This window comes from Shewanella sp. 10N.286.52.C2 (assembly GCF_002874545.1).
Classification (GTDB): Bacteria; Pseudomonadota; Gammaproteobacteria; order Enterobacterales; family Shewanellaceae; genus Shewanella.
The window spans coordinates 243,331-259,860 of the sequence record NZ_MCTV01000039.1 but is presented as its reverse complement, the minus strand read 5'-3'; the positions used below and the strand labels follow the sequence as shown (position 1 = coordinate 259,860).

General features: G+C 39.8%; 16 protein-coding genes. 14 read left to right on the top strand and 2 right to left on the bottom strand.

Translation table 11 applies throughout. The features are described from left to right. Positions 1–9: 9 nt before the first annotated feature. The 9 genes from rpsA to BCU94_RS14930 all read left to right on the top strand — a co-directional run bounded on the left by rpsA (position 10) and on the right by BCU94_RS14930 (position 8,720). Positions 10–1,698, top strand: coding sequence for a 30S ribosomal protein S1 (gene rpsA, locus BCU94_RS14970; RefSeq protein ID WP_277869102.1), 1,689 nt, complete (start codon positions 10–12; stop codon positions 1,696–1,698). Positions 1,699–1,770: 72 nt separating this feature from the next. Beyond that, positions 1,771–2,058, top strand: coding sequence for an integration host factor subunit beta (gene ihfB / locus BCU94_RS14965; protein ID WP_076536501.1), 288 nt, complete (start codon positions 1,771–1,773; stop codon positions 2,056–2,058). 122 nt (positions 2,059–2,180) lie between these two features. Further along, positions 2,181–2,480: a lipopolysaccharide assembly protein LapA domain-containing protein gene (locus tag BCU94_RS14960; RefSeq protein WP_102439825.1), complete on the top strand. Its 300-nt coding sequence runs from the start codon at positions 2,181–2,183 to the stop codon at positions 2,478–2,480. Position 2,481: 1 nt separating this feature from the next. Continuing rightward, positions 2,482–3,642, top strand: coding sequence for a lipopolysaccharide assembly protein LapB (gene lapB / locus BCU94_RS14955; RefSeq protein ID WP_102476829.1), 1,161 nt, complete (start codon positions 2,482–2,484; stop codon positions 3,640–3,642). Between the two features lie 27 nt (positions 3,643–3,669). Continuing rightward, on the top strand, positions 3,670–4,365 hold the full coding sequence (gene pyrF, locus BCU94_RS14950) for an orotidine-5'-phosphate decarboxylase (protein WP_102439827.1): 696 nt from the start codon (positions 3,670–3,672) through the stop codon (positions 4,363–4,365). Positions 4,366–4,451: 86 nt separating this feature from the next. After that, positions 4,452–5,255 carry an SDR family oxidoreductase gene (locus BCU94_RS14945; protein WP_102476828.1) on the top strand — a complete coding sequence of 268 codons (804 nt, stop codon included), beginning with the start codon at positions 4,452–4,454 and terminating at the stop codon, positions 5,253–5,255. A gap of 27 nt (positions 5,256–5,282) precedes the next feature. Further along, positions 5,283–5,834 carry a DUF2058 domain-containing protein gene (locus BCU94_RS14940; protein ID WP_102439829.1) on the top strand — a complete coding sequence of 184 codons (552 nt, stop codon included), beginning with the start codon at positions 5,283–5,285 and terminating at the stop codon, positions 5,832–5,834. Positions 5,835–5,946: 112 nt separating this feature from the next. Beyond that, positions 5,947–6,747 (top strand): CLCA_X family protein, encoded by an 801-nt coding sequence (locus tag BCU94_RS14935; RefSeq protein ID WP_102476827.1) that lies wholly within the window; start codon positions 5,947–5,949, stop codon positions 6,745–6,747. A gap of 215 nt (positions 6,748–6,962) precedes the next feature. Next, positions 6,963–8,720, top strand: coding sequence for an acyl-CoA dehydrogenase C-terminal domain-containing protein (locus BCU94_RS14930; RefSeq protein ID WP_102476826.1), 1,758 nt, complete (start codon positions 6,963–6,965; stop codon positions 8,718–8,720). Between the two features lie 66 nt (positions 8,721–8,786). On the opposite strand, the gene dacB is transcribed toward BCU94_RS14930, so the two are convergent. After that, entirely contained in the window at positions 8,787–10,238 is a 1,452-nt protein-coding gene (dacB, locus tag BCU94_RS14925; RefSeq protein WP_102476825.1) for a D-alanyl-D-alanine carboxypeptidase/D-alanyl-D-alanine-endopeptidase, read from the bottom strand. A gap of 460 nt (positions 10,239–10,698) precedes the next feature. On the opposite strand from dacB, the gene pssA reads away from it, so the two are divergent. The 5 genes from pssA to BCU94_RS14900 all read left to right on the top strand — a co-directional run bounded on the left by pssA (position 10,699) and on the right by BCU94_RS14900 (position 15,694). Next, on the top strand, positions 10,699–12,012 hold the full coding sequence (pssA, locus tag BCU94_RS14920) for a CDP-diacylglycerol--serine O-phosphatidyltransferase (protein ID WP_102439833.1): 1,314 nt from the start codon (positions 10,699–10,701) through the stop codon (positions 12,010–12,012). A 77-nt stretch (positions 12,013–12,089) separates the two neighbouring features. After that, a complete protein-coding gene (locus BCU94_RS14915) occupies positions 12,090–12,860 on the top strand; it encodes a DTW domain-containing protein (RefSeq protein WP_102439847.1) in 771 nt (256 codons plus the stop codon). 44 nt (positions 12,861–12,904) lie between these two features. Next, complete coding sequence (locus tag BCU94_RS14910) at positions 12,905–13,228, top strand: hypothetical protein (RefSeq protein WP_102439834.1); 324 nt, start codon at positions 12,905–12,907, stop codon at positions 13,226–13,228. A gap of 179 nt (positions 13,229–13,407) precedes the next feature. Next, positions 13,408–15,414, top strand: a complete 2,007-nt coding sequence (locus BCU94_RS14905; RefSeq protein ID WP_102476824.1) for an ATP-dependent DNA helicase RecQ — start codon at positions 13,408–13,410, stop codon at positions 15,412–15,414. A gap of 1 nt (position 15,415) precedes the next feature. Then, entirely contained in the window at positions 15,416–15,694 is a 279-nt protein-coding gene (locus BCU94_RS14900) for a hypothetical protein (RefSeq protein WP_102439836.1), read from the top strand. A 112-nt stretch (positions 15,695–15,806) separates the two neighbouring features. Here the strand turns inward: BCU94_RS14900 and eco are convergent, their stop codons facing one another. Then, positions 15,807–16,370, bottom strand: coding sequence for a serine protease inhibitor ecotin (gene eco, locus BCU94_RS14895; protein WP_102439837.1), 564 nt, complete (start codon positions 16,368–16,370; stop codon positions 15,807–15,809). Positions 16,371–16,530 lie beyond the last annotated feature (160 nt).

The window sequence follows — 16,530 nt, the reverse complement described above, 5'->3', positions numbered from 1 at the left end:
TGGTGGTTTATAAAAGAAAGTAATCATAAAATGACTGAATCTTTTGCTGATCTATTTGAACAATCCCTAAATGAACTTGAGTTCCGTCCTGGTTCTATCGTACGTGGCGTAGTAGTACGCATCGAAAACGGTACTGTACTTGTTGACGCTGGTCTTAAGTCTGAAAGCCCTATCTCTGCTGACGAATTCAAAAACGCTCAAGGTGTTTTAGAAATCGCTGTTGGCGATGAAGTTGATGTTGCACTTGACTCTGTTGAAGACGGTTTCGGTGAAACTCAATTATCTCGTGAAAAAGCTAAGCGTCACGAAGCTTGGATTGTTCTAGAAAAAGCGTATGAAGATGCTGAAACTGTAATCGGTATCATCAATGGTAAAGTTAAAGGTGGTTTCACTGTTGAATTAAACGGTATCCGTGCCTTCTTACCAGGTTCTCTAGTAGACGTTCGCCCAGTTCGCGATACTGCTCACCTAGAGTACAAAGAATTAGAATTCAAAGTTATCAAACTTGACCAGAAGCGTAACAACGTTGTTGTTTCACGTCGTGCTGTTATCGAATCAGAAAGCAGTGCCGAGCGTGATGCTCTTCTTGAGAACCTTCAAGAAGGTCAAGCAGTTAAAGGTATCGTTAAGAACCTTACTGACTACGGTGCATTCGTAGACTTAGGTGGCGTTGACGGTCTTCTACATATCACTGATATGGCTTGGAAGCGCGTTAAGCACCCATCTGAAATCGTTAATGTTGGTGACGAAATCAACGTTAAAGTTCTTAAGTATGACCGTGAGCGTACACGCGTATCACTAGGTCTTAAGCAACTTGGCGAAGATCCATGGTTAGAAATCAGCAAGCGCTACCCAGAAAGCACACGCTTAACTGGTCGCGTAACTAACCTAACTGACTACGGTTGTTTCGTTGAAATCGAAGAAGGCGTTGAAGGTCTTGTTCACGTTTCTGAAATGGATTGGACTAATAAGAACATTCACCCATCTAAAGTTGTTAACTTAGGTGATGAAGTTGAAGTTCTAGTATTAGACATCGATGAAGAACGTCGTCGTATTTCTCTAGGTCTTAAGCAATGTAAGACTAATCCATGGGATGATTTCGCTACTCGTTTCAACAAGGGCGATAAAGTTTCTGGTAAGATCAAGTCTATCACTGACTTCGGTATCTTCATTGGTCTTGACGGTGGCATCGATGGTCTTGTTCACCTTTCTGACATTTCTTGGAACGGAACTGGCGAAGACGCTGTTTCTGAGTACAAGAAAGGCGACGAAATCCATGCAGTAGTACTTTCAGTTGACCCTGAGCGCGAGCGTATCAGCTTAGGCGTTAAGCAAACTGAAGACGATCCTTTCAATGCCTACTTGGCAGATAAGAAGAAAGGTACTATTGTAAATGGTGTAGTTACTGCTGTTGACGCTAAAGGCGTTACAATTGAACTAGCTGAAACTGTTGAAGGTTACCTTCGCGTTGCAGATATCTCTCGCGAGCGTATCGAAGACGCATCTACAGTATTCGCTGTAGGTGACAAAGTTGAATCTAAGTTCATGGGCGTAGATCGCAAGAATCGTTCTATCAGCTTATCTATCAAAGCGAAAGATGAAGCAGATGAGAAAGAAGCTATGGCAACTATTAACAAGCAAGAAGATGCTGTTATTAGTAATGCAATGGCTGAAGCGTTCAAGGCAGCTCGTAAGTAATATATCGCCTGTTGTTTGGGGAGTTCGCTCCCCATTAGGCGACTGTTTTGGCTTGATTATAGAGGGTAAAGGATGACTAAATCCGAACTGATCGAAAAGCTTGCCACTGGGCAGTCGCAGTTGTCGGCTAAAGAAGTGGAAAGTGCTATTAAAGAAATGTTGGAGCAAATGGCAACAACATTAGAAGGCGGGGATCGTATTGAAATCCGTGGCTTTGGTAGTTTTTCTCTTCATTATCGTGCACCACGTGTTGGTCGTAATCCAAAAACTGGAACCTCAGTTGACTTGGAAGGCAAATATGTACCGCACTTTAAGCCAGGCAAAGAACTGCGTGAACGTGTCGATGCGGTTAATGTTTAATTAACGCTTGATTAAAAAGCCTCCTTTTGGAGGCTTTTTTGTATCTATTGCACTGCAAAGCTGGTTACTTTAGCAAATATCTTGGATAATCAATTATATTGCGACGTTGAATGGAGACTCACGTGAAATCATTTATTGCCATTGTTATTGTTGGTTTATTCTTTGTCCTAGCTTTACTTTTTGGTGCTAAGAATGAACAAATTGTCACTGTAAGTTATTTTATTGCAGAAGGTCAGTATCGTTTACCCGTCGTACTCGCTGTTGTTTTTTTCAGTGGTTTTGTCATAAGCTGGTTATTTGCTGCTTATTATATTTTAAAATTCAAAATCATATTAAGAAAAAACAAAAAGCAAATTGCCCAATTAACAGAGCAACTGTTAGAACAACAATCTCAACCAATGTCACAGGATACTGTAGCGTAATATGCTTGAAATCCTCTTTCTGTTATTACCTATCGCGGCCGGCTATGGCTGGTATATGGGTCGAAGAAGTATAAGACAGAATCAAAAACAACAAAGTAAAAAACTAAGCCGTGATTATTTTACAGGGCTTAATTTTTTGTTGTCTAATGAATCAGATAAAGCGGTTGATTTGTTCATTACCATGCTAGATGTTGACGATGAAACCATAGATACCCATTTATCTTTAGGTTCATTATTTAGAAAGCGCGGTGAAGTAGACCGCTCCATTAGAATACATCAAAACCTCATCGCTAGACCAAGCCTGACCACAGAGCAACGCGATATTGCCATGATGGAGTTAGGTAAAGACTATTTAGCCGCCGGCTTTTACGATAGAGCTGAAGAAATCTTTATTAATCTTGTTAGTCAAGATGATCACAGCGAAGAAGCTGAAACTGCATTAATATCAATTTATCAAGTCACTAAAGAATGGCAAAACGCCATTAATATTACTAAACGCCTAAGTCGCAAACGCCAGCAAGTTTTAAAACATGTAACCGCTCATTTTTATTGTCAACTCGCTGATGAAGAATCTGGAAACGCTGAAAAAATCAAATATCTCCAACAAGCCATTAAATTAGATGATAAATGTGGCCGTGCCTGGTTAACGCTAGCGAAGATATATCTTGATGCTAACCAAGTAAGCCTATGTAAAAAAAGCTTAGTCGAGTTAAAACTTGCCGATATAGAGTTATTTGCTGATGCCATTGGTATTGCTAAGCAAGTCTACCGCGACAGTAACGATCTTGAAGGTTACCAAACCTTGCTTCAGCAAGCTTTACAAGAAGGCGCTAGCGCGTCAGTAATTATTGCGTTAGCTCAGCATAAAATTCAGCAAGGCTTTAGTGAAAATGCCGAAAAAATGGTGCTCGATCATTTGTATCGACATCCAACAATGAAAGGTTTCCAACATTTAATGCAATTGCATATCAAGCAAGCTGAAGATGGCCAAGCGAAACAAAGTCTTTCAATGCTTGAAAAGTTAGTAGAACAACAAATTAAATTTCGTCCTAGTTATCGTTGTAGCTCATGCGGTTTCCCTGCACACAGCCTTTACTGGCATTGTCCATCATGTAAAGAGTGGGGAAGTATAAAACGCGTAAAAGGGCTAGATGGCGAATAACTGATTTTTTATATTACTGGAGTGAACATGGCAGATAAACCGATTGTAGTGGCCTTAGATTATGACAATAAAAATGAGGCGCTTGCTTTAATCGATAAACTTGATCCTACTATGTGTCGTTTAAAAGTAGGCAAAGAGATGTTTACTTTATTCGGCCCACAACTGGTTAAAGATATCCATGACCGTGATTTTGATTTATTTCTTGATTTAAAATTCCATGATATCCCTAACACTGTGGCTAAAGCGGTATCAGCAGCTGCCGATCTCGGTGTTTGGATGACCAATGTCCATGCAAGCGGCGGTTTAGCCATGATGCAAGCTGCTAAAACGGCATTAGGGAATTATGGTAAAGATGCGCCATTATTAATCGCCGTGACAGTGCTGACTTCTATGAGTGATGAAGACCTCGCGCTATTAGGGATCAATGTGCCAGCTTCAGAACATGTTAAACGCCTAGCAGCGTTAACACAGCAAGCAGGCCTAGATGGTGTAGTGTGCTCAGCTCAAGAAGCAACTATGCTAAAACAAACATTTGGCGGAGACTTTAATTTAGTCACTCCCGGCATTCGCCCCGTTGGCGCTGATGTCGGTGATCAGCACCGTGTTATGACGCCACCAAAAGCAATTGCGGCTGGTTCAGATTATTTAGTAATCGGTAGACCCATTACTAAAGCGACAGATCCATTAGCGTCGTTACAGGCAATCGTTAACTCGCTTAAATAGCAGTTAATAGCGAACATTTTCGCCAGCACTAGCCTATAGCAGCGCAACTTTTAAACTGATTAATAACACACATGCAGGAGCATAAAATGTTTAATTATCAAGGAAAGAATGTCGTTGTTGTAGGTGGCACCAGTGGTATCAATTTAGGTATAGCGTGTGCTTTTGCAAAAGCGGGGGCCAATGTGGCTGTTGCCAGTCGTAACATGGATAAAGTCAATACTGCGCTAGCTTTACTGCAGCAAACCAATCCCAAAGGTAAGCATATTGGGGTCAGTTTTGATGTCAGAGATTCAGACGCAGTTGCATCTGGTTTCAATAGCATCGCTGATCAATATAACACTATTGATATACTCATCAGCGGCGCTGCGGGTAATTTCCCTTCAAGGGCAAAAGATCTCTCCGTTAATGGTTTTAAATCAGTGATGGATATTGATTTATTAGGTAGCTTTCAAGTCATTAAGCAAGCTTACCCTTTGTTGACTAAAGGCAATGCGAGCGTGATACAAATCTCTGCACCTCAGGCTTACGTGCCAATGGCTTTGCAAGTGCACGTATGCGCTGCTAAAGCCGGCGTTGATATGTTAACTCGCACTTTAGCAATGGAGTGGGGCGTTGAAGGGATACGGGTAAACTCGATTGTACCTGGCCCAATCGAAGAGACAGAAGGTTTTGATCGCTTAGCGCCCAGTAAAGCTTTAAAATCAATGATAGCAGACAGTGTGCCATTAAAGCGCAATGGTCAAAAACAAGATATTGCCAATGCAGCGTTATTTTTAGCTTCTGACATGGCCAGCTACATCACAGGCACCATTTTGCCCGTCGATGGCGGTTGGTCTTTAGGTGGCGCAGGCGCTGCAATGGATGCATTAGCAAAACATTTACCACAGTAATATGAACAATTTTTATAGGTGATTTAAATGGCAAACGCATTACAAGAGCAGCTGCTAAAAGCAGGACTTGCCAGTAAGCAAAAAGCGCGCGATGTGAAAACACAAAAGCGTAAACAAAAGAAAGCGAAAATTGATGATGGCAGTGCAGCGTTAAAGCAACAAATTGCCCAGCAAAAACTTGAACAAGCAGCGAAGGACAAAGCCTTAAACGAGCAGCGCTTTGCTGAAGCGTCAGAAAAAGGTCAGGTACGTGGTTTAATCACTGAATTTACTAAGTTTGCGATTAAAGCACCTGCAGGCGGCGAGATAAAATTTAACTTTACAGTTGAGAATAAAATTTTATCTGTTTATGTGGATGAAAAACTACAAGGCCAATTACAAACGGGTGTTGTTGGTATCGTGCGTTTTGAAGACAAAAGTTATATTGTGCCCCATAAACTTGCTGAACGAGTTAACTTGTTGGTACCTGAGTGGTGTGGGTATTTATGGCAAGAATCTGCTGATAATCAAGTTGAACAGGCCAGTGAAGAAAACGATCCTTATGCTGATTACGCTATTCCTGATGATTTAATGTGGTAAGGTTTTTTAACCCAAGCTAATGCTTGGGATAAAACAGAAATAAATGCCTCATGAAGAGGCATTTTTTATTGCAGATATTTACATAGCTGTAGAATAAATTTTGAGGTGATGTTTGTTAAAAACAGCCCGCTATTTTCGAAATGGAGCCGATTACCGCTCTGGTGAACAAGCTAATTTTATTGATATCAAACAGTGTTTTGGCCTCAATCATATCAGTGTGGGTAAATGGGTAACCAAAGAAGAATCTGATCTTGCCGCTAATTTAGTATTTGATTCAATGGCAGATTTATCGCAAATACTGCAAGTACCCACAGAGCTTATTGGCCTTCGTAAAACGCTAAATTTGTTATTCGGTCGTGGTGGTCAAAAAGGTGTGCAGGCCCATTATTCTCCGCTAACTCGCGAGTTAGCTCTTGCTAAAAATGCGGGCGCGGGGGCTTTAGCCCATGAGTTTTGGCATGCATTTGATCATTATATTGTCGATAAGGCTTTTGATGTATCACCCCGGTTTTCATTTAAAAAATATCAATGCGCCAGTGACTTGTGGCTAAATGATTCACTATTAAAGTCTCATAAGCTTAATGACAATTTATCTGCTTTGTTTAAAGTGGTGTTGTTGTCTGATGATGGCGAACAGCCCAGTGAGTATGTCACTAATGCAATCAAACTTGATAAGCAGCAAGGCTGTTATTATTTTTCTAAGCCCACAGAACTGATGGCACGGGCATTTGAATCGGCGATTGAAGCTTGTAGTGATATACAAAACAATTACTTAGTCTCTGGTACATTAAAAAAGGATTTGGCGACACAATTGATGTATCCAGCAGCGCAGCACAGATCGCAAATATTCTCAGCGATGATCGATTATTTTGCTTTATTAGGCGCAGCCTTTGAGCGCAAGCTTAATAATTAAATCGCTTATTTGTAAGATCCAAATCTTTGCCTATAAATTGTACTCTTTGTAGGCGTTCTTTATACTAAGTTACTTATTTATCAGTATTTAATATGCTTTTATGTTTGTTCTATCACTAGAAATTAATCAATAACAATACTAGATTCATCTTGTATTTAGTGCGGTTTTTGTATAAATTGAAACAACTGTTTTAATTATCTGTTTAAGAGCATTCTATGAACCCTTACCAAGCCCCTTTAAAGGACATGCAGTTTTTGTTAGAAAACGTATTCGATGCGACGAATACTTGGCAGTCGATGCCAAATATCGCTGAGATGGTTGATATGGACACTGCTGTTGCTATTTTAGATGAAGCAAGCAAGATTAGTCGTGATTTGATTCATCCTATAAATAGAAGTGGTGATGAGCAAGGGGTTAGGCACCAAGATGATAAGGTCATCACACCAGATGGCTTTAAAGAAGTTTACCAGCAGTTTTCAGAAGGCGGTTGGGTAGGTTTATGTGGCGAACCTGATTTTGGTGGCATGGGAATGCCAAAAATGTTAGGTGTTTTGGTTGATGAAATGAATTACAGCGCATGTAACTCATTTACCCTGTATAGCTCATTAACTGCTGGTGCTGCGCTGTGTATTAATGCACACGCGACAGATGAATTAAAAGCTAAATATTTACCTAACTTGTATTCAGGTCAGTGGTCTGGTGCCATGGACATGACAGAGCCGCAAGCAGGTTCTGATTTACGCAATATTCGCACCAAAGCCGAACCACAAGATGATGGTAGCTACTCGATTACTGGTAGCAAAATTTTCATCACAGGTGGTGACCATGATCTTACTGAAAACGTTATCCACTTAGTGTTAGCGAAACTTCCTAACTCTAAAGGTATTTCATTATTTCTAGTACCAAAAATCACTGTTAACGATGATGGTAGCTTAGGTGGGGCTAATGGTGTGACGGTCGGCTCTATTGAACACAAAATGGGCTTAAAAGCATCAGCGACGTGTGTAATGAACTATGATGGTGCCAAAGGCTTCCTCGTTGGACGTCCTGATCGCGGCCTGGTTTGCATGTTTACCATGATGAACTACGAACGTTTAGCTATTGGTATCCAAGGCCTTGGTAGTGCTCAAGGCGCTTATCAGATGGCTGCTGATTATGCTAAAGAACGTGTGCAAGGTATTGCAGCAGGTGGTTCGCCAACAGGCAGTGCGGCTGACCCCATTATTGTTCATGGCGATGTGCGCCGCATGTTATTAACCATCAAGTCGGTTACCGATGCTGGCCGTGCGTTATCAGTATTTACCGGTAAACAATTGGATTTAGCAAAGCATGCTGAAGGTGATGTTCAGGCAAAAGCAGCCAAGTATGTGGGCTTACTGACACCGGTTTCAAAAGCGTTTCTAACTGACCGCGGATTAGACGCCACTATCATGGCGCAACAAGTATTTGGTGGGCATGGTTATATTCGTGAAACTGGTATTGAGCAGTTTGTGCGTGATACCCGTATTGCACAAATTTATGAAGGTACGAACGGTATCCAAGCAATTGATTTCTTAGGCCGTAAAGTCACTGGTGATAACCTTGCTACTTTGAATGCGTTTGTGGCAGATATCAATGCTGATTTAGCGGGCTTTGAGCATGTTTCTGAATCTGACAGAAAAGCTATCAGTTCACGCTTTGATAATTTGCTGACATTAGCAAACTACATCAATGACAACAAGCTTACTCAAGCAGCATTAATCAACGCCAGTGCGGTAGATTTCTTAGATGCCTTTGGTTATATCCTATATGGCTATTACTCATTACTCATGGCAGAGCGTGCAGTTGGTCATGATGACAGCAGCTTTAGTGAGCAAAAGCGTTATGTGGCTAAATTCTATATGGATAAAATTTTGCCAAAAGCAGATTTTCATATTGCTCAAGTCAGTCAAGGTGATGATGCAATAATGGCTATGCCAGCAGAGTTATTTTAAACACCAATTGGTTCAATTTTCTGCTTGAGAAAGAGAGTTAAAGCGCATAGTTTACAATGCGCTTTTTTATGGCTGTAAATCATATAATCTTCGCAGTAATAGCGCGCTAAAAGGGGCTAGTCTTGTTTGTTTTGCATCAGGAGTGAGTCCATTTTCTATAATCACAAAGGCATAGTGTTTACCATTTTTTGCCTGAATAAATCCCGCTAAGTTTTCAACCCCTAGCATGGTGCCTGTTTTTGCTGATATTGCCGCTTTCAAAGGCGGTTTATTGAAATGTTGTTGGTATTTTAAGGTGCCGCTTTTACCAGATATAGGTAAAAACTCAGTTAGGTATTGAAAACGTGTATCGCTGTCGATGAGTTGCAGCACAGATAACATTTGTGCTGAAGTCAGTAAGTTATAACGAGACAAGCCTGAGCCATCAACGAGATTGGCATCATTAAATGGTAAGTTCAATTCGATTAAAATCGATTGTAATGCTTTAGCGGCCATAGTAAAGCCGTTAATATAAAGACCCTCTATGTTATCGCTGTTAAACGTTTGCCGGTAAAAATCTTGGCCAATGTTTTTTAATAAGCTATCGGCAATTAAATTATCTGACTTTTCCAGCATGATCTTTAATAATTTGGGTAACTTTTCAGACTGATGCGTGGCTAACAACTGCGCGCTAGGCGGGATGCTTTGCTTACTTATGATCAAATTAGCGTAATTGACTTGCTTGTCATTGAGTATGGCTTTGACCACATCTTTGGCATAGCGAGACGGATCATTAACAGCAACGGCTAAACTTATAGTTTGATTGCCTGGGTAACAACCTGAAATTCGATAGCGATTGCCGTCAAAGCGTTGCATGTGTAACTCGCAAAATTGCGCCTTAGCTTGAGTAACGTCTATATTAGGTTTAAAAACCGCCTTGGTGCTGATTTCAACTGGGTATTGTGCATCTATTATGATTTCAGATGCGTTATCTGCTAGTGGACTTAGGCTTGCTCTGACACAGTTTTTATCAATAATAAAATCGGACACTGGCGCTGCGTAACAAATACCGAGGTCATCCCATACCCAGCCAGGTGCTCTAAGACTTTCACTGGTCGGTGATACTAAGATCACATTGCCATTTATATGTTGTATATCCTTAGTTTTAAGTGTGGTGAGTAGTTGTTTTAGTTGTTCACGAGTAAAGCTAGGATCACCACTAAATTTAATATACACATCACCATTGAGTTGCTGCTGTACTACAACTCCATCAATATATACTTGGGTTTCATAATAAAAATCAGTACCTAATTGCTTTGTAGCTGCAACGGCAGTAAGTAGCTTTTGGATGCTCGCGGGTTGCATTAATGTCTGCTCATTAATGCTGTAAACACTGCTGTTTTTTTCAATATCCCATATGTTTATAGCCAGTTGTGATTGAGGAGGCGCAATATGTTGCATCACATTGGCTAAGTATTCATCGGCCCACACAGGTAAGCTAAATAAAGAAACAATTAATATACGTATTAGTAAATACATAACTAGCCAGTAGTAAAAGTTTGAGTCTCTCTAAAATACGTGATCTAACGGATTATTACAGTGATGAAGCGATAAAAATTGATGTTAGACCTTAGCGTCAGTTTTTGTGTTTGTTTTTTGCTCAACATAATTGATTTTTATTTATTCAAACAAGATAGCGTAGGTTGTTTTTTCTACAGGCCTTAACAATCACTTTAAAAGTTTGATCCAAAATCGTTCACTTGAGCCTCATAAACCCATCAAATAGGGCTATAACATCAGAAAAGCCTTGCTCATAAGCCGCTAAGTCGGTAATTTCTATCTCCTAATATTTTTTGTTATTCAGTTAAAACGATGACAAAGTATAAATTTTAAGTGACAGTATTTATTATTCAAAATTAGAAACAAACGATAAATACTTACCTAGTCAATTTATATCGACGTTAATAGCATTTAACTGTTTAAGTTCAAGGAGGTTGCCTTGCTGGATAAGCTTGGTGGTATCGCATTACAAAATGAATCGTTAAAGTGGTTATTAACCCCGGTTCAATTTAAACAAGAATTGTTAACTCGCATCGCGAATGCTACGAATGCGATATATATTGCTGCGCTTTATTTAGAAGATGATGAAGCGGGCCGAGAAGTTCTTGAGGCGTTACTTGCAGCTAAAGCTGCTAACCCAGAGTTAAAAATAGTTGTCCTAGTGGACTACCATAGAGCTAGGCGTGGCCTAATTGGCCATAAAGGTGATAGTGGTAATTACATCATGTACCGCAAAGCCATGGCTGCTGCGAAGGCACCTTTTGACATCTTAGGTGTACCAGTTAAGTCTCGCGAGTTTTTAGGGGTATTACACCTTAAAGGCTTCATCATTGATGATGCAGTAATATTCAGCGGCGCTAGCATTAATAACATTTACTTTAAACAAAACGATAAGTACCGTTTTGATCGTTATCATGTGCTGGAATCTGCTGAGCTTGCTCGCAGTATGGGTGAGTTCATTGAGCAACATCTAATTAGCGATCCGGCTGTTTGTCCGTTGACTCAAGACAGCAGCGACGAAAAATGCCCTGATAAAAATGACATGCGCACCTTTAAAACTCGCTTATCACGTTCAGATTATCAGTTTGAAAGTACCCGTATTGGCAATCGTGTTACGCCGCTTGTAGGCTTAGGCCGCAAGAAGAATAAGTTAAACGAAGTGGTGATAAAATTGGTTGATGAATCAACCGAGTCACTGTTTATCTGTACGCCGTATTTTAACCCACCAAACTCTTTAGTGAGAGCGTTGACGCGTCATTTACGTAATGGAAAGAGTATTGATATCGTGGTGGGTGATAAAACCGCCAATGATTTTTATATCCCACCAGAGAAAGATTTTTCTACCATTGGCGCATTGCCTTACATGTACGAACAAACCTTACGTAAGTTTGTAAAACGTCAGCAATGGGCGATTGAAAACGGTCAGTTACGGATCCACTTATGGAAAGACGGTATCAATAGTTATCATTTAAAAGGGATTAGTGCTGATGGCAAAAAGCATCTCATCACTGGTTCTAATTTAAACCCAAGAGCGTGGGCGTTGGATTTAGAAAATGGTTTGTTATTGCATGATGACAGTGGTGTGTGGAAGCAAAGTTTTGAGGCGGAACAAGAATTTATTCTGCAGCATACCGAAAAACTGTTCCATTATAGTCAAATTGAAACCGTGCAAAAGTATCCGGCTCCTGTGAAAAAGATTATGACCAGGATAAAGCGCTTAAAAGCTGACCTTTTACTAAAAAGAATTCTATAGTAACTTCATCACCCAATTGGGTGATGAATTTTTTTGAACGTTATAAACTATAACGTGTAACCGAGAATAATCCCATGTTGGCGTTACCTCCTGAGCAGCAACACGCAGTTCATCGTTTGTATCAATACCGAAAATCTATTTCAACTAAACCATTTGCTGCCAGAGGGAAAAAACTCATTCGCTGCCAGTGGTGTTTATTAGGAGAAATTTTCTGTACCTGTCAACATAGACAATATATCAATACTGAAGCCCACTTCATGCTAGTCATGTATGATGATGAAGTGCTAAAGCCAACCAACAGTGGCCGTTTAATTGCTGATTTAGTCCCTAATACTAGCGCTTATTTATGGTCTCGTACTGAGCCCAATAAACAAATGATTGAAGCGATCAACGACCCCAAATATCAGCCAATGCTGATATTTCCTGAGCAGTATGCCCAAGAAGGGCAAATGGTGGTTAGTCATCCTAGTCAATGTGACAATGCCGCCACTGGTAAAATACCGCTGTTAATTTTATTAGATGGTAGCTGGCGTCAAGCGATCAAAATGTTTCGTAAAAGCCCTTATTTACATAGATTGCCATTGTTTTCTTTTAGTCCTGAAACCTTAGCTAATTACGAATTAAGAAAAGGCAGCCATGATTTTCAGCTATCAACTGCTGAAGTGGCAGCTCTGGCCCTTGAAGCCATCGACGAGCCATTAAACTCCAAAGCATTGAGCTCGTGGTTTAATTTATTTGTTGAGTCGTCGTTACTGGGTAGAAATCGTCGTTTAAAAGAAGATATCATTCCGATTGAAAGTTATATTCAGCAGTTTGAACAAGCAATGCTAAACGCAGCGGCTAAATAGCGTTTAAATACCATCATAAAAGCAGCGGATGCGAGTGTTACTCTATGTTAGAAAGTAAGTTGATTGTGTTATATCGTCTAGAGCCCGGTTGTTTGGGCCCCGATGGTATGGAGCACATACAAATATTTTGTGATTTAGCACAGCAAATGCTGGCAAGCCTTGATACTGCAACATGCCAATGGTTTTTAGAGCCACGTTACAACAAACAACTCGATGAAATGGCGTACTGTCTAGCCAATAACATGTTATCTCGTGAGCAAGCCACTAAATTTATGGTTCGCTTTGGCGATGATTTAGAGCAAGCTCAAGAAACCTTCGAAGACAAATTAACCTTGTTAATCAATCAATACCTATCACGTAAAGGCTAACCGACCTTGTTTATTTCAACTTTATGCTCCGATATTACTGTTTATTCTTTTGATGAATAAAGCCGTGTTCACCTCGGGTAAGTATTTTATAAGTTATTGTTTTATAAGCTTCAGAGTTTCAATTTTATTCGTGTTAGCGTATAATTGCCTTCGCTTTAATCATCAATCTAGGCTCCAGTATGCAAACTCCATCGTTTGATAGTCCTTCGCCATTACTACATGACAACGCCGATTTAATTCAAAAGCTCGAGCAGCAATTTGGATTTAATCAGTTTAGAGAAGGGCAAATTGATGTAATTAAACATATTTTGTCAGGAGCATCTTCTTTAGCCATTTTTCCTACAGGCTCAGGTAAATCACTGTGCTATCAATTTAGCGCCTTACAACTGGCTAATGTCACCTTAGTGGTATCGCCATTGCTTGCGTTAATGAAAGATCAAATCGCTTTTTTAAATGCTAAGGGAATAAATGCCGCCAGCATAGATTCAAGCTTAACCTTTGAGCAAACACAGCAGGTTATGCGTGATGTTCGCCGCGGGCATACAAAAATTTTAATGGTGTCAGTTGAGCGTTTTAAAAATGAACGTTTTAGGCAGTTTCTTAGCAGTATTGATATTTCATTATTAGTCGTTGATGAAGCTCATTGTATCTCTGAATGGGGCCATAACTTCAGGCCTGATTATTTAAAAATCCCATCTTATGTGCAGCAATTTAGTATTGCCCAAGTGTTGTTATTAACCGCCACAGCCACTGAAAAGGTAAAGCTGGATATGGCCAACCGTTTTGCTATTTTGCCTGAGCAAGTGGTACAAACGGGTTTTTATCGCAGTAATTTAGATATCAGTATCAAACCTGTTGTTGAAGCCGCTAAGCAATTGGAATTAGTCAACACAGTATCGCAATGCACAGGTGCTGGGATTATCTACGTGACCTTGCAAAAAACGGCAGAAGATATCGCGGCTTTTTTAAGTGCTAACAATATTCAAGCCACCGCTTATCATGCAGGACTTGATTCAGAGCTCAGAAATCGCATCCAACAGCAATTTATGGACGGCCAAATCAACGTAATTGTTGCCACAATTGCCTTTGGTATGGGAATAGATAAAAGCAATATCCGTTTTGTGGTTCATTACGATTTACCGAAATCTATCGAAAACTACAGCCAAGAAATCGGCCGTGCAGGCCGAGATGGGCAATTGTCTCATTGTATTACGCTAGCTAACAAAGATGGCTTAAATACCATTGAAAACTTTGTTTATGGCGATACGCCAGAACCCTCAGCGATTACCAACTTAATAGAACATATTAGCGCTGAAGTTGAATATGGCCGCTGGGAAATGCAAGAGTATGCGATTTCAACTAGCTGTAACATTAAACAGTTGCCGTTAAAAACCCTGTTAGTTCAACTTGAATTAGCCAACGTGGTGCAACCAAGCTTTGCTTATTTTGCTGAGTTTAAGTATCAATTTTTGATTGATAAACAGCAGTTGCTGGCCAGTTTTGATCCCCAGCGCCAAGCGTTTCTGCAGCAAATATTTGAGCATACTCGTTTTAAGAAAATATGGGGTCAACTAGATTTCGATAGCTTATATCAGCAATATGGTGCAGACAGGCAACGGGTAGTTTCGGCGTTAGACTACCTAGCAGACAAACAATATATCCAGTTAGAAACCAAAAAAATAACCCAAGTGTTTAATGTTGATATCAATGCTTTAAGTAATCCAAACCTTATTGTAAGTTTGTCTGATTACTTCCAAAGTAACGAAGTCAAAGAGATAAAACGTTTAAATCAGCTTATTAGTTTTTTTGAATCAACTGAGTGTATTACTGCTAAATTGGCGCGTTATTTTGATGATCAGCAAGCACCTAGTCATTGTGGTCATTGTAGTGTCTGTCGTGGGCAGATAGCATTGTTGCCGCAACAGGCATTAGCGCCAATCACTCAATTAGCGTCATTGCAGCAGTATCTTAATGAGTTTTGCACTCATATGAACGCAAAAGGCATTATGCCGATATCTGTAGCGGTTCAAACTAAATTTTTAGCAGGTATTAGTGTGCCGATTTTTACCCGCAACAAAGTAAAGCAACTGTCAGGTTTTGGTTATTGCAGTCAGTATCGATATCAAGACATCGTTGATTATATCAATCACATAAACGGTAATAACTCAGATATGGGACCAGGTTAATATGAAGAAGAAAGCCGTAGATGCACTACTTAAAAAGCATGAAAAACTTAACCATATTGAAGGGGTTAAAGTTGTTTCCCATACTCAGCGTGAAAAAGAAGAGTGGGTTTACCATACCTTGATGTTAGCGGGTTACGATGTAGCATTTAAATTTAAGCGTACTAAAAAATATAAGAGCTTGCAGGATCAACTTGTGAGTTTAGTGTATTACCCTGAAGAGCATACTGTGGCTGGATTTAGCGTAGAGATTATGCAGGTTGTTCGGGTTAAACGTTGTTAAATTATTACCTTGGATCCAGTTAAATATTAAACAGCGTTAGCAGATGCACCATGGTTATTTGGGTTATCTGCTGACGCTTTGTTATAACGCTGTTTAGCCATGGTCCCACACATTAATTTGAATAGTGGTAATCACCTTTAGCTTGCCAAATACGGTATCTTAACGTTGCATCTTCAGGTAGATAAAATATTTTTGGTAAACGGCTATCATAATTGATGCTCAAGCTTTGTCCCATTGGCACAAATTTAGCCGTTTTAGGTTCATTACACATCATCATCGTACTTGGCCCTACCGTTATACTATCGACGCTATAAAACGGATATCCCCAGCCTGATAAATTCTGCTCGACCAATTTGCCACTTAGTCTATGGTGATTACAATCTACCAGCTTATTTTGGCCAATTTGAATTTCAATTTTATAACTCGCCTCATCATCACGCTGTGCTAATTCAAGTATATGTTGCACTTGCTTAGTCGCTGGCTTTGGAAACATCTTTATATTGTCAATTAGCTGATAATTTTCATGAGTATTTTTATGCATGGTTATCATTGCGGGTTGACTAAATTGGTTAGGCACAGGGCTAGTGGCATAAGCGGGTACTATTACTGTCGCCGATACGCTTAATAACGTTGCCATAGGTAGTTTATTTAATTGGTTTTTTAGTAAAATTTTCATATGGTTTCTCTTATGTAAAATGTTATTGTTATGCTTGTTATTGTTTTAAACGTATCAAATGCGTAAAAGGGTTATATTTTTTTAAATTTAATTTTTTAGCATTTAAGTATAGCGTTACCTTTGCTGGGCTTACATTGACTTATATAAATCATAGGACGTG

Coding starts and splice junctions, on each gene's coding strand:
- BCU94_RS14910 (WP_102439834.1), top strand. CDS start 12,905: ATGTTAGAAAGTAAGTTGATTGTGTTATATCGTCTAGAGCCCGGTTGT.
- BCU94_RS14930 (WP_102476826.1), top strand. CDS start 6,963: ATGAACCCTTACCAAGCCCCTTTAAAGGACATGCAGTTTTTGTTAGAA.
- pyrF (WP_102439827.1), top strand. CDS start 3,670: ATGGCAGATAAACCGATTGTAGTGGCCTTAGATTATGACAATAAAAAT.
- ihfB (WP_076536501.1), top strand. CDS start 1,771: ATGACTAAATCCGAACTGATCGAAAAGCTTGCCACTGGGCAGTCGCAG.
- BCU94_RS14945 (WP_102476828.1), top strand. CDS start 4,452: ATGTTTAATTATCAAGGAAAGAATGTCGTTGTTGTAGGTGGCACCAGT.
- eco (WP_102439837.1), bottom strand. CDS start 16,370: ATGAAAATTTTACTAAAAAACCAATTAAATAAACTACCTATGGCAACG.
- BCU94_RS14940 (WP_102439829.1), top strand. CDS start 5,283: ATGGCAAACGCATTACAAGAGCAGCTGCTAAAAGCAGGACTTGCCAGT.
- BCU94_RS14905 (WP_102476824.1), top strand. CDS start 13,408: ATGCAAACTCCATCGTTTGATAGTCCTTCGCCATTACTACATGACAAC.
- lapB (WP_102476829.1), top strand. CDS start 2,482: ATGCTTGAAATCCTCTTTCTGTTATTACCTATCGCGGCCGGCTATGGC.
- BCU94_RS14900 (WP_102439836.1), top strand. CDS start 15,416: ATGAAGAAGAAAGCCGTAGATGCACTACTTAAAAAGCATGAAAAACTT.
- dacB (WP_102476825.1), bottom strand. CDS start 10,238: ATGTATTTACTAATACGTATATTAATTGTTTCTTTATTTAGCTTACCT.